The sequence below is a fragment of the Thiocapsa bogorovii genome (assembly GCF_021228795.1).
Taxonomy (GTDB): Bacteria; Pseudomonadota; Gammaproteobacteria; order Chromatiales; family Chromatiaceae; genus Thiocapsa; species Thiocapsa bogorovii.
Genome location: NZ_CP089309.1, coordinates 5,013,136 through 5,030,502, shown reverse-complemented (window position 1 = coordinate 5,030,502; position 17,367 = coordinate 5,013,136). Strand labels below are relative to the sequence as shown.

The 17,367-nt window shown below is 63.6% G+C and carries 18 protein-coding genes, 1 tRNA gene and 1 pseudogene; 6 read left to right on the top strand and 14 right to left on the bottom strand.

The annotated features are described in order from the left end of the window. Positions 1–8: 8 nt before the first annotated feature. The 3 genes from LT988_RS22415 to LT988_RS22405 form a co-directional block, all read right to left on the bottom strand. The gene (locus LT988_RS22415) at positions 9–401 is read right to left on the bottom strand and encodes a DUF302 domain-containing protein (RefSeq protein ID WP_232407727.1); all 393 of its coding nucleotides are present in this window, start codon (positions 399–401) and stop codon (positions 9–11) included. Positions 402–574: 173 nt separating this feature from the next. Beyond that, on the bottom strand, positions 575–1,024 hold the full coding sequence (locus LT988_RS22410; protein WP_232407726.1) for a c-type cytochrome: 450 nt from the start codon (positions 1,022–1,024) through the stop codon (positions 575–577). A 119-nt stretch (positions 1,025–1,143) separates the two neighbouring features. Then, positions 1,144–1,665 (bottom strand): DUF411 domain-containing protein, encoded by a 522-nt coding sequence (locus tag LT988_RS22405; protein WP_232407725.1) that lies wholly within the window; start codon positions 1,663–1,665, stop codon positions 1,144–1,146. A gap of 877 nt (positions 1,666–2,542) precedes the next feature. Between LT988_RS22405 and LT988_RS25660 the strand changes: the two are divergent. The 3 genes and pseudogenes from LT988_RS25660 to LT988_RS22395 all read left to right on the top strand — a co-directional run. Beyond that, positions 2,543–2,800: pseudogene (locus LT988_RS25660) on the top strand (ATP-binding protein); the annotation flags it as partial. A 288-nt stretch (positions 2,801–3,088) separates the two neighbouring features. Next, entirely contained in the window at positions 3,089–3,607 is a 519-nt protein-coding gene (locus LT988_RS22400) for a nucleoside deaminase (protein WP_232410635.1), read from the top strand. Between the two features lie 65 nt (positions 3,608–3,672). Next, a complete protein-coding gene (locus LT988_RS22395; protein WP_232407724.1) occupies positions 3,673–3,984 on the top strand; it encodes a hypothetical protein in 312 nt (103 codons plus the stop codon). A gap of 368 nt (positions 3,985–4,352) precedes the next feature. Here LT988_RS22395 and LT988_RS22390 read toward each other — a convergent pair. From LT988_RS22390 to LT988_RS22355, 8 genes are all read right to left on the bottom strand, one after another. Next, positions 4,353–4,443, bottom strand: a tRNA-Ser gene (locus LT988_RS22390). Between the two features lie 71 nt (positions 4,444–4,514). Continuing rightward, positions 4,515–4,733 carry a carbon storage regulator CsrA gene (gene csrA, locus LT988_RS22385; protein ID WP_007192647.1) on the bottom strand — a complete coding sequence of 73 codons (219 nt, stop codon included), beginning with the start codon at positions 4,731–4,733 and terminating at the stop codon, positions 4,515–4,517. A 267-nt stretch (positions 4,734–5,000) separates the two neighbouring features. Then, positions 5,001–6,230 carry an aspartate kinase gene (locus LT988_RS22380; protein ID WP_232407723.1) on the bottom strand — a complete coding sequence of 410 codons (1,230 nt, stop codon included), beginning with the start codon at positions 6,228–6,230 and terminating at the stop codon, positions 5,001–5,003. A 171-nt stretch (positions 6,231–6,401) separates the two neighbouring features. Then, a complete protein-coding gene (alaS, locus tag LT988_RS22375) occupies positions 6,402–9,002 on the bottom strand; it encodes an alanine--tRNA ligase (RefSeq protein ID WP_232407722.1) in 2,601 nt (866 codons plus the stop codon). 34 nt (positions 9,003–9,036) lie between these two features. Beyond that, a complete protein-coding gene (locus LT988_RS22370) occupies positions 9,037–9,492 on the bottom strand; it encodes a regulatory protein RecX (RefSeq protein WP_408648023.1) in 456 nt (151 codons plus the stop codon). Between the two features lie 20 nt (positions 9,493–9,512). Next, positions 9,513–10,565, bottom strand: coding sequence for a recombinase RecA (gene recA / locus LT988_RS22365; protein WP_232407720.1), 1,053 nt, complete (start codon positions 10,563–10,565; stop codon positions 9,513–9,515). Positions 10,566–10,833: 268 nt separating this feature from the next. Beyond that, on the bottom strand, positions 10,834–11,349 hold the full coding sequence (gene thpR, locus LT988_RS22360) for an RNA 2',3'-cyclic phosphodiesterase (protein ID WP_232407719.1): 516 nt from the start codon (positions 11,347–11,349) through the stop codon (positions 10,834–10,836). After that, positions 11,342–11,851, bottom strand: a complete 510-nt coding sequence (locus LT988_RS22355; protein WP_232407718.1) for a CinA family protein — start codon at positions 11,849–11,851, stop codon at positions 11,342–11,344. The genes thpR and LT988_RS22355 overlap by 8 nt, the downstream gene beginning before the upstream one ends. 185 nt (positions 11,852–12,036) lie before the next feature. Here LT988_RS22355 and LT988_RS22350 point away from each other — a divergent pair, with 185 nt between their 5' ends. Together LT988_RS22350 and LT988_RS22345 are read left to right on the top strand one after the other, a co-directional pair. Next, positions 12,037–12,318 carry a cupin domain-containing protein gene (locus tag LT988_RS22350; RefSeq protein WP_232407717.1) on the top strand — a complete coding sequence of 94 codons (282 nt, stop codon included), beginning with the start codon at positions 12,037–12,039 and terminating at the stop codon, positions 12,316–12,318. Positions 12,319–12,354: 36 nt separating this feature from the next. Beyond that, positions 12,355–12,849, top strand: a complete 495-nt coding sequence (locus tag LT988_RS22345; RefSeq protein ID WP_232407716.1) for a DUF302 domain-containing protein — start codon at positions 12,355–12,357, stop codon at positions 12,847–12,849. A gap of 218 nt (positions 12,850–13,067) precedes the next feature. Here LT988_RS22345 and LT988_RS22340 read toward each other — a convergent pair whose 3' ends face one another. Further along, a complete protein-coding gene (locus LT988_RS22340; protein ID WP_232407715.1) occupies positions 13,068–13,394 on the bottom strand; it encodes a DUF1244 domain-containing protein in 327 nt (108 codons plus the stop codon). Positions 13,395–13,685: 291 nt separating this feature from the next. Between LT988_RS22340 and LT988_RS22335 the strand changes: the two genes are divergently transcribed. Beyond that, on the top strand, positions 13,686–15,155 hold the full coding sequence (locus LT988_RS22335) for a 2Fe-2S iron-sulfur cluster-binding protein (RefSeq protein WP_232407713.1): 1,470 nt from the start codon (positions 13,686–13,688) through the stop codon (positions 15,153–15,155). Positions 15,156–15,445: 290 nt separating this feature from the next. Here LT988_RS22335 and LT988_RS22330 read toward each other — a convergent pair whose 3' ends face one another. Together LT988_RS22330 and LT988_RS22325 are read right to left on the bottom strand one after the other, a co-directional pair. Next, positions 15,446–15,841 carry a DUF2750 domain-containing protein gene (locus LT988_RS22330; protein ID WP_232407712.1) on the bottom strand — a complete coding sequence of 132 codons (396 nt, stop codon included), beginning with the start codon at positions 15,839–15,841 and terminating at the stop codon, positions 15,446–15,448. A 25-nt stretch (positions 15,842–15,866) separates the two neighbouring features. Continuing rightward, entirely contained in the window at positions 15,867–17,333 is a 1,467-nt protein-coding gene (locus tag LT988_RS22325; RefSeq protein ID WP_232407710.1) for a glycosyl hydrolase family 57, read from the bottom strand. Positions 17,334–17,367: the final 34 nt, after the last annotated feature.

Below are 17,367 nucleotides of genomic sequence, written 5' to 3'. Positions count from 1 at the left end.
GAGTCCCCTCAAGCCGCCGCGAGGGCGTCGCGGACCCGTTCCATCCGACCCTTGACCTCCGCGGCGATCTCCGCGACCTCGGGTCTGTCCACCAGTTGCAGAACTGACTCAGGGTCCATGAAGGCGACGACGATGCTGCCGTCGGCCTCTTCGCGCACGACCACATTGCAGGGCAGCAGCAGCCCGATGTCGGGCTCCGCCTCCAGTGCCCGATTGGCCAGGGGCGGATTGCAGGCGCCGAGGATGCGGTAGGGTCGCTTCTCGATCCCCAGCTTGGCCTCCAGTGTGGCCTTGACGTCGATGTCGCTCAGGACGCCGAAACCTTCGCCCTTCAGTGCCTCGGTGACGCGGGCGACGGCCTCGTCGAATGTGGTCTTCAGTGTCGTGGAAAATCCGTACATCGCATGCAACTCCTCTATTGTTTGTGGAATGGGTCGTTATGAACCAGGACGCCTGCCTAGGTTCGGCTTAGGTTGAGGCGAAGGTGGCCTAAATCCCGTGGACCGGACCAGCAACCGTCGCGGCCTCCGGGGCGACGTCCTTCGCTTGTGGTCCCCCGCCGACATGCAGGCCATTAGAGTGTCCTGAGAAATCGGATCAGCTTCCAGCGCTCGGTCTCGGTGAGCGCGTCCTTGAACGCGGGCATCGCGGTGCCAATTTGCCCGCCGCCCTCGCTAATGGTCCACATCAGATACGCATCTCCGACAACGGGTCGCCGCATCGACCAGCGCAGGTTGGCCGGTGGAGGCGACATCCCGGCCGCTGCCGGACCATCGCCGTCGCCCAGGTCGCCGTGGCAGGCGGCACAGTTGGCTCGATAGAGCGCATTGCCCGCGGCGATCACCGCCGTGCTCGACGGCAGCGGGTTGCGCAGCCGAGCATAGACCGCCGGAATCCCATCCGTCATCACCTGCCGGTGCCGCAGCATCGAGCCGCCCATCATGCCGCCACGATAGCCACGCATCCGGTATCCGTAGCCGCCCATGCCGTAACCACCCATCATGCCGCCCGGAGCGCCCGACATCGGGCCTGCCGCTCCGCGTGGAGGTCCAGGGCCCATCCAGCGCGGCCCGGCGCAGGCGCTCAGCGCAGCCAAAACGGCTGCGCCGACCAGCAGCGCGGCGCGTCGGTCGTGCCACACGGTCACTGCTTGGGCCCTCCCGCCCCCCCTTCCCGGACGGCGATCGAGATGCGCTCCGAGATGAGCCGCGGCGCATGAGGTTCGCGCTCCGCGAATACGGACGTACTGGCGTCCTTGCCGATGGGCAGCACCTGGTAGTGCTGGGGATTCGGCGTCTCCATGCCCGGCGAGCCCGGCGGCATTCCAGGCACCGTGAGATCGCGCGCATCCGGTTGCTCCGCAAGCAGCCGGCGGATGTCGCTCGCCGGCACATGGCCCTCGATCACATCGTTGCCGAGGAGGGCCGTGTGGCAGGACGACTGCTCCGGGGCGATGCCGGCCCGGGACTTGATGCGACCAAGGTCCGTGAAGTCTACGGCGTCCACCTCGAAGCCGTTGTCTTCCAGGTGTCCGATCCATCGGGTAAAGCAGCCGCAGGTGGGGCTCTTAAAGACGGAGATGGTCGGCTCCGCTGCCGCAGCCAAAGCGCAGAACAGTGGCGCAACGAGCAACAGCCCCGGAACGAGATTTCTGAGTCTTGGCATTCGATCCTCCCAGTGGTGAAGCACTCAGTGGTGAAGCACTCAGTGGTGACGCACGCGGTTTTGCCTGATCGTCAGCGTTTATGTGGGGTTCCGGATCGATCAGGTGGGCAGTTGCAGCACGCCGGTTTCGGTATCGCCGCGCGAAAACGGAATGTAGGCGATGGCACACCGCCCTCTCGCAGCGCCAGAATTTTCCCATGTAACTTCTTGCAATACTGACAACTACTGTTCGTAAAGACATGGATGCGGGCGCGCTCCTCTCCGCGCGCCACCCACAAATGCCCGGATCAACAACGCAACCGCGGCGTTGATCACGACCCAGATCAGGACAATCCCGAATCCGGGGATACCGAATCCATCAACCATCATGCGACTTGCCGCCGTTGGATGCGCACAAGGCCGGTGCCAAACTGGTGCGAGCGTAGATCCGAAAACGTCTTGGTGCCGACACCAAGGTCGAAGTGGCCCTGGCCGGCTTCGTCATGAGTGGGCCGATGCACGGTCGAGACGCTTAGGACACGACGGGGCCGGGTCGAGACGGTGCCGACAGGCACGCGATGGCGAACCGCTTCATCGTCCAGGCCCGGCTCAAGGACCGCAGCTGGGTCTGGTCCGAGCGCCTTATACCGCGGGAACTCTTCGACTGGCCGGCGCAGATGCCGTTGAGACTGCTGATCCTGCTGGCCGGCGTGATCTCGACGACATACAGAGCATGGTCGAGACGCCCCTCGATTCCATGCGTGCACCGCCAGCCGGGAGGAGACCCATGGATCGGATAGCCCTGCTCGAAAGCCTGAGCGACAATGCCGAAAAGTCGGGTGCACGCGTGCGCCTGCGCGGTCAGATTTAGAAGCCTTATCAAGGCAGACCCGTCGCGCTCGAACGCTGCATCGGCAATCTATTCGACAACGCCCTGCGCTATGGCGGCGAAGCGGACATCGAGTTGAGGGATTCCGAGACCGTGGTGAAGGTGACGATCGCCGATCGGGGACCGGGCATCCGGCCCGAATCACCGGAGAAGGTCTTCGCGCCCTTTTGGCGCCTTGAGGGTTCATGGGTGCGCAACTCGGGGGCATCGGGCTGGGGATCGCGCGTAATATTGCCCGCGCGCGTGGAGTCGATCTGCTGCTGCTAAACCGACAGCATGGCGGAATGACTGCAACGATTACCCTGCCCAGATGACATGCCTGCCGAAATCGGGTCCTTCACCGGTTAAAGTGCGCTGTGCATCGCCGTCGACCCTTCGCCGAGACCGCGGCCTGTCGGACGAAGACCGTTACTCGGCGCCCCGGTTGTTCGCCGATGATCGGGTCTAAGGTCAATCAAATAGGCAGCTATGGCGCTATGCTGGGAGATCAAGTACGCCGGAAGATCAAAACGGAGTGGCTCGGGCAGCCGCAAGCCGATAGAGATTGATGTGAGCATGCAATCCGAGTCGCCGAGTCGAGACGTCGGCGAGATCGATGACCGGTCCGGTCATGAGCACTTCATGCGGAGCGCCATCGCCTTGGGCCGTCGGGGCTCGGCAGCAGGTGACGGCGGTCCTTTCGGTGCAGTGATCGTTCGCGCCGGGCGAATCATCGGGGAGGGCTGGAATCGGGTCATCGCCACGCGGGATCCAACAGCGCACGGCGAGATGGTGGCGATCCGCGATGCCTGCCGGCGGATCGAGAGCCTCAGCCTGCAGGGCTGCGATCTCTACACCAGTGGACAGCCCTGCCCGATGTGCCTCGGTGCGATCTACTGGGCGCGGATCGAGCGCGTGTTCTACGGCTTCACCATCGAGGATGCGGCCGGCATCGGCTTCGATGACCGCTTCATCTACGAACAGCTGGAAAGACCGCCGGAACGGCGTGGGATCCCGGAGATCCCCTTGCTCCGCGAGGAGGCGCTGGAGGTTCTCGAAAGCTATGCCGCCGATCCGGATCGGGTGCACTACTGAAGCCAACGCTCAGCCCGGCGGCGCTTACCGCGCTGTTGGCCCATCCGCGATCATCGAGGTGTGCGATGTCTCGTCATGTTTTTGCCTTCCTGTTGCTCCTGCCCGCTTTCGCCGTTGCCGGAGACGCGCTGGAGGGGATCTGGTCCGCACCCAGTCTGTCTCGACCCGATACCCCGATCGTGATCGGTCTCCTGCCGGGCGGCATCGCCACCGAGCAGATCGGCGACTACCGCAGCAGCGGGACTTGGACGTTGGAGGACGGATCCGCCCGGATCGATTGGAATAAAGGCTGGGCCGGTCTGTTGCGCCCGACGCCCGAGGGCGGTCATCGCCTGTTGACATGGAAGGCCGGCTCGCCGCCGGCCGCCCCCCGATGACGATAAACCCGTCGTGCGACTCCCGCCTGCGGGCGATTGAGATTGTGCCCGGCAGGTTGCCGAGACCCTCATTTCGTCTGGCCGACCGGGAAGTGATGACCAACGGCATAGCCGTCATCGTCGTGATCCCGTTCGAACCGGCCACCGCCCCCACGGTCGGAAGCCACCGACTGCAGACGAGGTTTGCCGTCAGCGAGACGGAATCTCCGCAACTCTGAACCGCGCACACGGCACGAGGCGATCTTGGCAACTGCGATAAAGGAGGCGAAGAGGCAGTGCGGATCGCATGAGATGGGGGAACGAACTGGAGACCCGGAGAGGCTATACCTCATCAAGCGATTGAATCATCGATATGAATTCGATTGAATTGGCGGAGAGAGAGGGATTCGAACCCTCGATAGGGGATTAGCCTATACTCCCTTAGCAGGGGAGCGCCTTCAGCCACTCGGCCATCTCTCCGACGAGCGCGTAGTTTATCCTGCCTACGCGCCCTTGGCTACAAGCTCAGTCTAGCCGAGTTCCCGGCAAGCTCAGTCGAGCCGAGTTCCCGGCGGAACCGCTCCAGCGATCGGACCACCTTCGGCCTGCTCGCGTTTGATGCGCTCGTAAATCTCCTCCCGATGCACCGCGACGTCGCGAGGTGCGTTGACCCCGATCCGTACTTGGTTTCCTTTGACACCGAGGACTGTCACTGTCACTTCGTCACCGATCATGAGGGTTTCGCCAACCCGGCGGGTCAGAATCAACATCGCTTAATCTCCCTTACGTTCCCTTTTCCGATTGAATGATAGTACCCGAACCGCTAGCTGGCCGTAACGCGGATCAGTCTCATCGAAGGCACAGCCAGTCGCATATCGGGTGTGAGAAACCAAGTTTCCTTCCAGGATTCTAGCACCTGCCCGCAAGAACCAAAAAGATTCGCGCTCCAGGCAACGACAATTGTCCTCGAAAACGCAATTCCAAGAGCCCCCGACGGATTCGAGCCGACCGACGGTCGGTTCACGTTTCGACCACGGTCAAGATGATGCGTGTACGCCAAGTCCGAACGCGTCATGCAGGGCTCGCACCCCGAGCTCAAGGTACTTCTCGTCGACCACGACCGAGATCTTGATTTCGGAGGTCGATATCATCCGGATATTGATGCCTTCCTTGGCCAGGGTGGAAAACATAAGACTCGCAATCCCCGCATGACTGCGCATTCCGACTCCGACCAGCGAAATCTTCACGATCCGGCTGTCGCCGAGCACTTGTCGTGCTCCCAACTCCTTCGCGGTTCGATCGAGGATCTCCATCGCACGCGGAAAATCGTTCCGGTGCACGGTGAAGGTGAAGTCGGTCGTCGCCTCTTGGGCTGCGATGTTTTGGATGATCATGTCGACTTCGATGTTGGCGTCAGAAATCGGCCCGAGGATCCGATAGGCCACGCCGGGCTGGTCCGGCACACCGAGCACGGTCAGCTTGGCCTCGTCTCGACTGAAGGCGATTCCGGAGATCTTGGCGTCTTCCACGATGTCTTCCTCGAACGTAATGAGCGTACCCTCGCCTTCTTCGAAACTGGAGAGTACACGCAGGGGCACCTTGTATTTACCGGCAAACTCAACCGATCGGATCTGCAGCACCTTGGAGCCGAGACTGGCCATCTCGAGCATCTCCTCGAAGGTGATGCGATCGAGTTTGCGCGCCTTGGGCTCGACACGGGGGTCGGTCGTGTAGACGCCGTCCACGTCGGTGTAGATCTGGCATTCGTCGGCCTTCAGGGCCGCCGCGATCGCCACGGCGGAGGTGTCGGAGCCACCGCGCCCGAGTGTCGTGATATTGCCTTCGGCATCGACGCCCTGGAAACCGGCGATGACCACGACGCGACCGGCCTCCAAATCCGCACCGACACGGGCGGCGTCGATGTCGTGGATACGCGCCTTGTTGTGGACGCTGTCGGTAAGGATGTGCACCTGGCCTCCCGTGTACGAGCGGGCGGCACAGCCCATGGCGTCGAGGGCCATGCTCAGCAGGGCAATGGTCACCTGCTCGCCGGTGGACAGGAGCACGTCGAGCTCCCGCGGGAGGGGACGCTCCTGGATCTGCTTGGCAAGCGCGACCAGTCGATCGGTCTCTCCGGACATGGCCGAGACCACGACGACGACACGATGCCCCTCGTCGCGCCATCGCTTAACGCGCTCGGCGACCGCCTTGATTCGCTCGGCGTTGGCCACGGATGTGCCACCGTACTTCTGGACGATCAGCCCCATCGAACTCTCCCGGCATGCACGTCTCGCGTTCTCCCGATGTGTCGGATCCGATGAACCGCTGGGGTCCAAAGATCCTGAAGAAAATGATTTTTGGATCATCCGGACGGTTCACCGCACAGACTTCGCCACGAGAGGTCGGTCGGTGGCGGGCACCGTCAGCCCAACGGCAGCCTAGAGCCGCTGCCGCACCCAACCGTCCACCACCGCCAAGGCGGCTGGGAGACCCGCCGGATCGTTGCCGCCGGCTTGAGCCATGTCGGGGCGTCCGCCGCCCTTGCCGCCGACCTTCTCTGCAACCTCGCGGATGAGATCCCCTGCCTTCAGGCGGTCGGTCAGATCCTTAGTCACGCCGGCAATCAGGCTGACCTTGCCGTCGCCCTCGGTGGCGAGGACAACGACCGCCGAGCCGAGCTTATCCTTGAGCTGATCCAGGGTGACCCGCAGGGCCTTGGAATCGGCCCCATCGAGACGCGCGGCGAGCACCTTGATACCGTCGATCACCACCGCCTGCGACGCCAGATCTTGACCGGCGGAGCTAGCAAGCTTGGCCTTGAGCTGCTCGAGCTCCTTTTCGAGCCGGCGGCTGCGCTCGAGCAGCTGGCTGACCCGCTGGTCGACGTCGTCGCGCCCGCCCTTGAGGAGGCCGGCCAAGCGAATGAGCCGATCCTCGTCGGCTTCGATCCAGTCGAGCGCGGCCGCACCTGTGACGGCCTCGATCCGCCGCACACCGGAGGCGATGCCGCTCTCGCCGACGATCTTGACCAGACCGATGTCGCCGACCGCTTTGACGTGAGTGCCGCCGCACAGCTCTACGGAGAAGTCACCCATGCGCAGCACACGCACTTGGTCGGAATATTTCTCGCCGAAGAGCGCCATGGCCCCGGATGCCTTGGCGTCGTCGAGGCTCATGATCCGGGTTTCGACGAGATGATTCTCGCGGACCTCGCGGTTGACCATGCGCTCGATCTCGAGCAACTGCTCGCGCGTGACCGCCTCGTAGTGCGAAAAGTCGAAGCGCAGTCGCTCCGGACCGACGAGCGAGCCCTTCTGCTGTACGTGCTCGCCCAAGACTTGGCGCAACGCCGCATGCAGCAGATGGGTGGCGGAATGGTTCAGGGCCGTCGCACGCCGACGCTCGCCGTCGACGCGCGCGTCGATCCGATCGCCGACCGCCAAGGTACCCTCGGCGATACGCCCGAGATGACCGACGGCACCCTCGCCTTTCTTTTGCGCGTCCAGCACCTCGAACCGGCCGCTCTCGCCGACGAGCCAGCCGCAATCTCCGACCTGGCCGCCGGACTCGGCGTAGAAGGGCGTGAGATCCAAGACAACCAGACCCTCCTCGCCCGCGGCGAGCTGGTCGCAGGAGCCGTTTGCGGAATAGATGGCGACCACGGTCGCCTCCTCGTGGAGACGCTCGTAGCCGCAAAACTCGGTCTCGCCCTGAACATCGATCTCGAAACCGGCCGGACCGCCAAACTGGCTGGCGGCGCGCGCGCGCTCACGCTGCTGCGCCATCGCCTGCTCGAAGCCATCCATATCCAGGGACAGGCCACGCTCGCGGGCGATATCGGCCGTCAAGTCGGTCGGAAAGCCGTAGGTATCGTAGAGTTTGAAGACGGTTTCGCCCGGGATGCGTGCATCGCTCAGACCGGCGATCGCCTCGTCGAGCAGTCGCATACCATGCTCGAGGGTCTCGGCAAAGCGCTCTTCTTCCAGCAGGACGATGCGCTCGACATGCTCCTGTGCCGCGACCAGCTCGGGGTAGGCTTCTCCCATCTCGGCGACGAGCGCCGGCACCAGCCGATAAAAAAAGGGCGTGGTGCACCCGATCTGGTATCCATGGCGAATGGCCCGACGCATGATGCGACGGAGGACGTAGCCCCTGCCCTCGTTGCCCGGCGTCACCCCGTCGGTAATCAGGAAGGCCGCTGACCGGATGTGGTCGGCGATGACGCGCAGCGATTTGTTCTCGCGATCCGCACAGCCGGTCGCGCGTGCCGCTGCGTCGATCAGCCGCACGAACAGATCGATCTCGTAGTTGCTGTGCACGCCCTGCATGACGGCGGCAAGGCGCTCCAGACCCATGCCTGTGTCCACCGAGGGGCGCGGGAGCGGGGTGAGAATGCCCTCGGCGTCGCGGTTGTACTGCATGAAGACCAGGTTCCAGATCTCCACGTAGCGGTCGCCGTCCTCGTCCGCGGAGCCGGGCGGGCCGCCGGGGATCTCGGGGCCGTGGTCGTAGAAGATCTCGGAACAGGGGCCGCAGGGGCCCGTCTCGCCCATGGACCAGAAGTTGTCTTTCGCCCCGCAACGGGAAAATCGCGAGGCATCGGCGCCGATCTCTTTCAGCCAGATGTCGGCGGCCTCGTCGTCTTCGGTGTAGACGGTGATCCAGAGTCGCTCGGGCGGCAGGGCCAGGACACGGGTGAGATAGTCCCAGGCAAACAGGATCGCCTCGCGCTTGAAGTAATCGCCGAAGCTAAAGTTGCCGAGCATCTCGAAAAAGGTGTGATGCCGAGCCGTGTAGCCGACGTTCTCCAGATCGTTGTGCTTGCCTCCGGCGCGCACGCACCGCTGCGAGCTGACCGCCCGGGTGTACGCGCGCCGCTCGCGCCCCAGAAAGACCTCTTTGAATTGGACCATCCCGGCATTGGTGAAAAGCAAGGTCGGGTCGTTGGCCGGCACCAAGGGGCTGGACGGCACGCGTTCGTGATCGCGTTGCGCGAAATAGTCGAGAAAACTCGCTCGAAGCTCTGCACTCGTGGTCATGGGTATGCTCGGTTGGACTGCGGACGCCGGCCGGTCAATCGGGCCGGCGCAGGAAGCGGCGGATCATCTCGGAGGGAAACCCACGTTGCTCGAGGAAGCGGCCACGTCGAGCATACTCGGCACGGTCGGGCGGTGGCTCACTGCCGAATCGGCGATCGTAGATCTCTGCCATATAGGCGACCCAGTCATCCCGCATGGCACCGAGATGAGGGTCGATGAGGGTATCGGTCAGACCTTTTTCGTGTAGCTCGGCGCGAATTCGCAGAGGTCCGAACCCTTTGGCGGCACGCTCGGCAACATACTGCTCGACCATACGCTCTTCATCGAGTGCGCCTTCGGCGACCAGCCTGTCAAGCGCCTCCCCGATCCCGGCATCATCGAAGCCGCGCGCTCGGAGTTTACGCATCAGCTCGGCTCGGGAATGCTCGCGGGTTGCGAGCAGCCGGCGGGCTCGATCAACGATCTCCGCTACAGGACCCGGTTCTTCCATCGCTCGGCGAGGGCTTCGGTCTAGATCTCCGCGGGTGCCTCGGCGATCGGTGCAACACCGGCGCCGGGCAATGCCTCGCCCACCTTGGGCAGAAGCTTGTCGCGGATCTTCGTCTCGATCGCCTTGGCGATCTCGGGATTCTCGCACAGGAAGACCCGCGCGTTGTCCTTGCCTTGTCCGATGCGATTGCCCTCATAGCTGTACCAGGCGCCGGACTTCTCGATGAAGCCCTCGTTTACGCCCAGGCTGATGATCTCGCCTTCGCGCGAGATGCCTTGCCCGTAGAGGATGTCGAACTCGGCCTGCCTGAAGGGCGGCGCGACCTTGTTCTTGACGACCTTGACCTTGGTCTCGTTGCCGATCACTTCGTCGCCCTTCTTGATACTGCCGATGCGGCGGATATCGAGCCGGACCGAGGCGTAGAACTTGAGCGCGTTGCCGCCGGTCGTGGTCTCGGGCGAGCCGAACATCACACCGATCTTCATGCGGATCTGGTTGATGAAGATGACGAGGCAGTTCGACCGCTTGATATTTCCGGTGAGCTTGCGCAGCGCTTGAGACATCAGACGCGCCTGTAGGCCGACGTGGGAGTCGCCCATCTCGCCCTCGATCTCCGCCTTCGGAGTCAGCGCCGCGACCGAGTCGACGACCACCACATCGACCGCGCCGGAGCGTACCAGCATATCGGTGATCTCGAGCGCCTGTTCCCCGGTGTCCGGCTGCGAAACCAGCAGATCGTTCATGTTCACGCCGAGCTTCTCGGCATATCCCGGATCCAAGGCATGCTCGGCATCGACGAAGGCGGCGGTGCCGCCGGCCTTTTGGGCCTCGGCGATGATGTGCAACGTGAGCGTCGTTTTACCCGAGGATTCGGGTCCGTAGATCTCGACCACACGACCCTTGGGCACCCCGCCGATCCCGAGCGCGAGATCCAGACCAAGCGAGCCGGTCGAGATGGCTTCGACCTCGCGAATGACACCGGTGTCGCCCATGCGCATCACCGAGCCTTTGCCGAACTGTTTTTCGATCTGGGTCAGCGCGGCGGCCAGTGCCTTCTTGCGGTTATCGTCCATTGGGTCTCCGTTGAACCTGATCGGCTTGATCATTCCTAGGTGTCTCGTTCTGCAATGTCCGGATGCGACTCGCCGGCGTCCCGACAGCGGCCGGCGAGCGCGCCGGGCCTCCGCCGAGGCTCATGCCGCCCGAAACAGCCAGATCCCGATTATCGCATAGCGAATCGGCAAACGTCACAAGGCATAGCGCCCGTCCGGGCTGGTAAGGCGTACAAGTTGCGCAGGCCGCAAGCGCGATGAGCCCGCATTGAACGCGGGCGGTGGGACGCTAGTGCAACGCCCACCGACGACGCACCCGATAACGCGGCCTGGGACCGCCGTATCCGGCAGCCAACACGATCTCGCGGACCGACCAACGAATCGGCGTCGACCACTCGGACCCCGGCGGCGCGGCGGCGGCCTGGCGCGCGAGTGTGATATGCGGCCGATAGGGACGCGGATCGGCGGCAAGACCGCAGGTCGCGAGCCGCACCTGCAAATCCGAAACGAGGGCCGGCAAGGTCTCGGGCGGGCATGCGGGCCCGCACCACAACACGCGCGCTCGCGCGAAACAACCGACGCGATCGAGCTCGAGTTCGAGCTCGGGGGCTCGAATCCGATCTGCAACCCCCTCCGCACACCCGAGCACGTCGGGTGCGAGCGGACCGAGGAAGGCAAGCGTCAGGTGAAAATCGCTCGGGTGGATCGCACGGGCGCCGACGGGCAGAAGCTCGCGGACGCGCGCAGCCAAGGCGTCGCGGACGGCGTCATCGGGCCAAAGGGCAAAGAACCAGCGTTCAGCCACGGTCCGGAAGCCGCTCGAGCAGCCCGTCGATCGCCACCTGCACCGAGCGGCGCCGCACGGCATCGCGATCGCCGTCGAAGTGCAGACGTCGGGTCTCGATCCGCCCCTCGGGCCAGGCCCAGGCGAAACAGACGGTTCCGACAGGCTTCTCGGGGCTGCCGCCGCCGGGTCCGGCCACGCCGCTAATGGCAACAGCGACGTGGGCTCGGGTGCGACTCAGGACGCCCGAGGCCATCTCCGCGACCACCGCCTCGCTCACGGCGCCCTGCGCGGCCAGCGTCTGGGCACGCACGCCGAGCATCTCCTGCTTGGCCGCATTGCTGTAAGTGACGAACCCGCAATCGAACCAGGCACTGCTCCCGGGGAGATCCGTAATGACCTTCGCCAACCAACCGCCGGTACAGGATTCAGCGACAGCAAGGCGCAGTGCCGATCGGAGCATCAGCTCGGCAAGGGGGACAGCGCTCGGCTCTTGCTCGGAGGGAGTGTTCGGGTCATTCATGACCGGATCTAACCGCAAAGGCACAAAGAACACAAAGGGTTTCAGGTATAGCGACCGGGGCGTACGCCGCCCGAACCAGACCGGCCATCAGCCGCTCGGGTGGAAAATCCAACGGATTGGCTCCAGAATGCCGACCCAGCAAAGCCAGACCCGCCGATCGCGGCGGCCGACCCCGGAGCCGATGGATGACCGACCTTCAGATTTACTGCGAGCACAAACCCTCCCCCGCCAAACTGGATGTCCTCGGCGTTGAGGACTGGGCGGTCTGGAAAAAAGAGCCCTCGACCTTTCCCTGGCGTTACGATCGTTCCGAGACCTGCTACGTCGTGCGAGGGCGTTTTCATGTGACCCCGACCGGGGGCGAGCCCCAGACCTTCGGACGCGGCGACCTGATCACCTTCCCCGCCGGCATGGAATGCACCTGGGAGGTCGTCGAGCCGGTCGAGAAGCACTACAAATTCGACTGAACTCATCAACAGTTTATCCACCGGAGAGATGCAACAATGAAGAAAGTCCTACTGTCCCTGCTGATCGCCCTGCTGCCCTTGACCTTCCTCGCCACACAGACACATGCCGAAAGCATGACGATCGCCGACACCGTGCTGAAGATGCCACTGGCCGAAGATGTTTCGATGGACGACGCCGTCGAGTCCATGAAACTTCGGGCCAACACGCTGAACTTCAAACTCGTCGCTCACCTGCCGCTCTACAAGGAGCTGGAGTCGATGGGCGTGGAGACCAAACGCATCGAGATCTTCCAGTTCTGCGACGCTCGGATCGCCAGCGAGATGATCAAGGAAAACATTGACTTCTCAGCATATCTGCCCTGTCGAATCACCCTGATCGAAGATCAGGACGGCAAGGCATGGCTGACGACGCTCGACCTCAATAAGGTCATCGGGATGGCCGACCTACCGCCGAACCTGATGGATAATGCAATCAAGGTGCGCGATACGATTGAGGAGATCATGACCGCGGGCGCCACCGGCGATCTCTAACACACGGCCACGCCGCCGATTCGGAGCTCTCGGGTAGACAGGCGGAAGGGTGAGCACGCGGAAGGGTGGACAAGCGCTATAGAGCGGACACGCGCTGTAGGGTGAACAAGCGCAGCGCAGTCCACCAGCGCCGGCCCTGGCCCAGGTGGACTTCGCTCTCGCTCGTCCACCCTACGTGCCGGCATTGTCATTGTAACGACCTGCTCTAGCCCGAGCGTCTAAGCCTTTCCACCGTGGCCGCTGACGAAGGCGTGCAAGGGCTGGGTTTCCTCGAACAGGCGCGCCTGCTCCGCGGTTGCCTCCCGCTGATAGCGGGTCTTCCAGTCCGCATACGGCATTCCGTAAACCGCCTCGCGTGCCTGGTCGTAGGTCATTTCGACGCCGTGCTCGGAAGCGGCGTTCATATACCACTTGGACAGGCAGTTTCGACAGAAGCCGGCCAGGTTCATGAGGTCGATGTTCTGCACGTCGGTACGGCGTTGCAGGTGCTCGACCAAGCCACGGAATGCGGCGGCCTCGATCTGGGTCTTGGTGTTGTCGTCCACGTCAGCTCTCCTTCGTCAGGTGGATTGAACCGATGGAATGAAGGCACGCCGGGAGGCGCGGAGGCTCTGGAAAGGACGATATCGGGATCGGGGGGAGATTTTTCGCGTTGATTCCTCATCGAGCCCGGCGCACAGGAGAAGCCCAACTGGCGGCCGAAGCAGACAACCACAGTCATCGCGAACCGCGGTGTCCGCATTGCGTCAAGCGCGGCTGATCGGTCGATCGAACACGGCAGCACTTTCTGTGCTGGGGGAACGCACGCCTCCAGCCCTATCGGAGACCTCACGCCCATGGACTACCTGAGCCTGTCCCGCGCCGCACGGCTCGCCGGCGTCACCCGCGCCGAGCTGCAGCGACGCATCAGACGCGGCGAGATCGCCACCTTCGAGGGTTCGGTCGCCGTCAGCGATCTCCTTCGTGCCTTTCCCGCCGTCAGTCTGACGGACGACGCGGCGCTCGAGCGGGTCGAGCGCATCAAAAGCGATGCGCTTCCCAAGACCGAGGGGCACGACGCCGCGCTGCCCAGCCCGCAAGTCCTGGTCGCACGGCTGCGGGCAATGAGCAAGACGCTCGTCGAGCGTATGTCGGCCTTGAGCGCCGCCGAGGACCTTTTGGACCAGGTCGGCGAGCGTCTGAAGGCGCTTGCCGACGCGCCCCCCGATCATATCGGGGGACAGGCATGCGAGACGCGCGACTGGTTCCTCGACGCCCGCACGGCTCTGATCGGCAGTGCGGTCACGGACGAGCGCGCACAACTCTTCGCCAAAGACACCTTCCTTCGCATCATGGCAGCCAACGTCAAACTCATCCCGAGCGGTCACGACTACTTCGTCGAGGGCAACGAGTCGATTCTCGACGCCTCGGTGCGCGCCGGAATCAACCTTAATTACGGTTGCGCGAGCGGCAACTGCGGGGCCTGCAAGGGGCGATTGATCAGCGGTGAGACGCGGCGAATCCGCGAGCACGACTATGTGCTGAGCGAGCGCGAGAAGGCGATGGGTTATCTCTTGACCTGCTCGCACACCGCCGTCACGGACGTCGTGATCGAGGCGGCCGAGGCGCTTTGCGTGAACGATCTCCCGCATCAGGAGATCCGAGCCAGTCTACGCAAGCTCGAACAGATCTCGGAGAACCTGGTCGCGCTGAACGTCCAGACCCCGCGGACTCAAACCCTGCGGTTCATGTCTGGGCAACGCGTGCGCCTGACGCTGGAAGACGGCGCAAGCCGCGAGCTGCCGATCGCAAGCTGTCCCTGCAACGCCCGAAACCTCTGGTTTTACGTCAGACGGGGCACCGATACCTTTTCCGAAGCGGTCTTCAAGCCTCTGCACCCCGGCCACCTCATCGCGGTCGAGGGGCCCTACGGGCGCTTCGTGCTGACCGAGGACGCGCCGGAACCGGCGGTCTTCATCGCCTTCGGCGACGGCATCGCGCCGGCGAAGAGCCTGATCGAGCACGCCATCTCCATCGACGTGATCGAGTCCTTCCACCTCTACTGGGACACGCAATATCCGGAGGGGCACCACCAGGGACGTTGGGGCCGCGCGCTCACGGATGCGCTGGACAACTTCCAACTGACGCCGCTGATGAGCGGCCGTGCGGAGGATGTCTTTGCGGTGATCCGCGCCGATCACCCGGATCTGCGCGGACTGCGTTTCTATCTGGCCGGCCCGGAAGCGCCCATCGGAAGGCTGGCGGACCTGCTCCGCAGCGAGGGAGTTGCCGATGACCGGATCGCGTGCGAGATCACCGAGACTTAAACCGCGCCTGACGGCGGTATGCGATGTTCTTGGACGGGAGCGACCCCGGCAGATTTAACGACCGCCGGGAACATGCAACATGATGCCGCAGGGGTGGGCTTCTCCGCCGAGGTCTCCTTGACCTCCTCGTGCGAGTTTCGGGCACGCTCTGCCTGAGCCTTGATCTTGCTCAAGGTATCGTTCACGGCGTTCATCCCGTCGTGACCAAAGCGAGTGACCTCGACGGACGCGCGAGCAACCGTTCAGCCCGCGGGCGAGCGGCCTCGGATCATCCCTTCAACACAGCCCCGTTAAGCGCCCTGCTCCCCCTCCTCCCGAAGATCCTCCAACAGGGTCTCGGGCGCAATGACTACGCCCGAGCCATCCGGCGCGGGGAAGACCGCGACCATCCGGCCGTCCTTCGCCATACCGGTCAACCAACGGGTCATGAAGACCTCGAGCGCCAGCGGCTCGGCGCGGCAATCGGCCCAATCATGCGTCGCCAGCGCCGTGGCACATGCCGCGTCGGGCCAGAAGGGAAAACAATCCCGTCCCTCATCGTCGGAGAAAGCGATGAAGCCATCATCTCCCTTTAAGGTCCAGACCTCGCCCCGTTCCGTGACACGCGCAAGAAACGCGATATAGCGCTCTTCGCCCGGCAGTTCGAAACTGGCCGAGAGATCCTCTGTGTTCGGTAATGCGTTCATTGCAAGGTCTTTTCCCAGATTGTCGTCAGCCGAAATCCTGCTCGAGGATCGCATTGACCCGTCGGCAGATCTCGCGCCCGTAGTCGGTCCAAAGACCCTGACCCCAATAGCGATAGCAGCTGGTTTGGGAGGCCATGAGGTGGAAGAGCGCGTTGCGATAACGCGGGTCGTTGGTGGGCACACCGGGGATCAGGACCTTTTGGTTGAAGTTGACGCTCGCCTCCTCCATCGGACCCAACACGTCGTCGTAGCCCTTCACCCAGGAGAGGTCGGATGTCCAACTGCCGCCTTCCATGTGGAATCGGCCGTCTTCCTGCTTGAGCTCGGTGATCGCCTTTTCCAGCTTTTCCGGCCCGTCGCCGGGCTGAATGCGCGCCCAGATGCGATCGTTAAACAGGGGCTGGACCTCGGGGAGATCGGACTCCTTGATCCCGAGCGCAAAGAGATGCTCCAGATATTCACTCCCGTTCATCATAGGCGTGTCGGTGTAACTCGACGCCCCGACCACCTCCATGAATTTCCCCGGGAACTCGTTCATCATGACGCCGCCGTTCTCGCCGTCGGCGATCTGGGTGACCAGCGGCGGGATCGACTTGCCGGCGAGCGCGACCCGCTGCAACCCTTGTGCCTCGTACCAGGGCTGCATCTGGGCGACCAGCTTGGTGTCCGACCCCTGGGTCTTGACGATGGCGATGATGCTGGCGGTATCGCCGTGCGAGTTGGTGACGACTAAGCGATGCGGGATGTGCGGGCGCTCCGGATGCCGCCCGGTGTCGACCTGCTGAACCGTGTGCTCCTGCACCAGAACCCATTGAAAACCGCAGTCCACGAGCGTCTTGACGAAGGCGTAGGCGACATCGGGATGATTCGGCAGGGCCATCTCGGAGGGGGAGAAGCCGCGCACCCGCTCCAGCGCCTCCCACCCGAAGATGGCCGCGAAGTGATGCTGAAACGCCTTGACGTGCAGACGAAAATCCTGCACCGGCGTAGAGGGTGCGACCGCGTGGCCCCAAGGCATGCCGAGCCACTCGACGGCCCAGTTGTAGTCCGGGTTACAGGTCATGCCCTTGAGCGCATCGATCACATGATGCTCGCCCATCTTGCGCAGACCGTGCAGCAGCGTGCCCGAGTACTCGAGCATGCAGCGCGGTGACTTGCCCTCGCCGATCAACTGCGGGATGAACTCGCCCATTCGCTTGTAGCACCAGACGAAGGCGGGGGCGTTGTAATTGTCCCCGATGTGCTGGTTCTCCATCATGTACTGGAGGTTGCTGATCAAGGCAGCACTGCGCAGATCCCCGCCGCCCGCCGGGATCAGGGGCTGGTGCTGGTGCAGGGCGATGGCGGTCGCCGAGCGGATCGAGCCGAAATCGATGCCGCCGCGATCGGCGAAGAGCGAACGCGTCCGCGCATCGGCAGCGACGGCCTCGACGTCCGCCTCATGGCCGCAGATATTCGGAAGGTCATCGACGTACTCGGGTAGCGGTTTCACGCTGGACTCCTTGAGGAAGGGTTGTTCCGGGGTT

Bases quoted from the DNA above. Each gene is read 5' to 3' on its own strand.
- LT988_RS22355 (WP_232407718.1), bottom strand. From the start codon at position 11,851: ATGAATGACCCGAACACTCCCTCCGAGCAAGAGCCGAGCGCTGTCCCC.
- recA (WP_232407720.1), bottom strand. From the start codon at position 10,565: ATGGACGATAACCGCAAGAAGGCACTGGCCGCCGCGCTGACCCAGATC.
- LT988_RS22395 (WP_232407724.1), top strand. From the start codon at position 3,673: ATGTCTCGTCATGTTTTTGCCTTCCTGTTGCTCCTGCCCGCTTTCGCC.
- LT988_RS22380 (WP_232407723.1), bottom strand. From the start codon at position 6,230: ATGGGGCTGATCGTCCAGAAGTACGGTGGCACATCCGTGGCCAACGCC.
- LT988_RS22335 (WP_232407713.1), top strand. From the start codon at position 13,686: ATGGACTACCTGAGCCTGTCCCGCGCCGCACGGCTCGCCGGCGTCACC.
- alaS (WP_232407722.1), bottom strand. From the start codon at position 9,002: ATGACCACGAGTGCAGAGCTTCGAGCGAGTTTTCTCGACTATTTCGCG.
- LT988_RS22400 (WP_232410635.1), top strand. From the start codon at position 3,089: ATGCAATCCGAGTCGCCGAGTCGAGACGTCGGCGAGATCGATGACCGG.
- LT988_RS22415 (WP_232407727.1), bottom strand. From the start codon at position 401: ATGTACGGATTTTCCACGACACTGAAGACCACATTCGACGAGGCCGTC.
- LT988_RS22345 (WP_232407716.1), top strand. From the start codon at position 12,355: ATGAAGAAAGTCCTACTGTCCCTGCTGATCGCCCTGCTGCCCTTGACC.
- LT988_RS22350 (WP_232407717.1), top strand. From the start codon at position 12,037: ATGACCGACCTTCAGATTTACTGCGAGCACAAACCCTCCCCCGCCAAA.
- LT988_RS22405 (WP_232407725.1), bottom strand. From the start codon at position 1,665: ATGCCAAGACTCAGAAATCTCGTTCCGGGGCTGTTGCTCGTTGCGCCA.
- LT988_RS22330 (WP_232407712.1), bottom strand. From the start codon at position 15,841: ATGAACGCATTACCGAACACAGAGGATCTCTCGGCCAGTTTCGAACTG.
- LT988_RS22410 (WP_232407726.1), bottom strand. From the start codon at position 1,024: ATGTCGGGCGCTCCGGGCGGCATGATGGGTGGTTACGGCATGGGCGGC.
- LT988_RS22370 (WP_408648023.1), bottom strand. From the start codon at position 9,492: ATGGAAGAACCGGGTCCTGTAGCGGAGATCGTTGATCGAGCCCGCCGG.
- csrA (WP_007192647.1), bottom strand. From the start codon at position 4,733: ATGTTGATTCTGACCCGCCGGGTTGGCGAAACCCTCATGATCGGTGAC.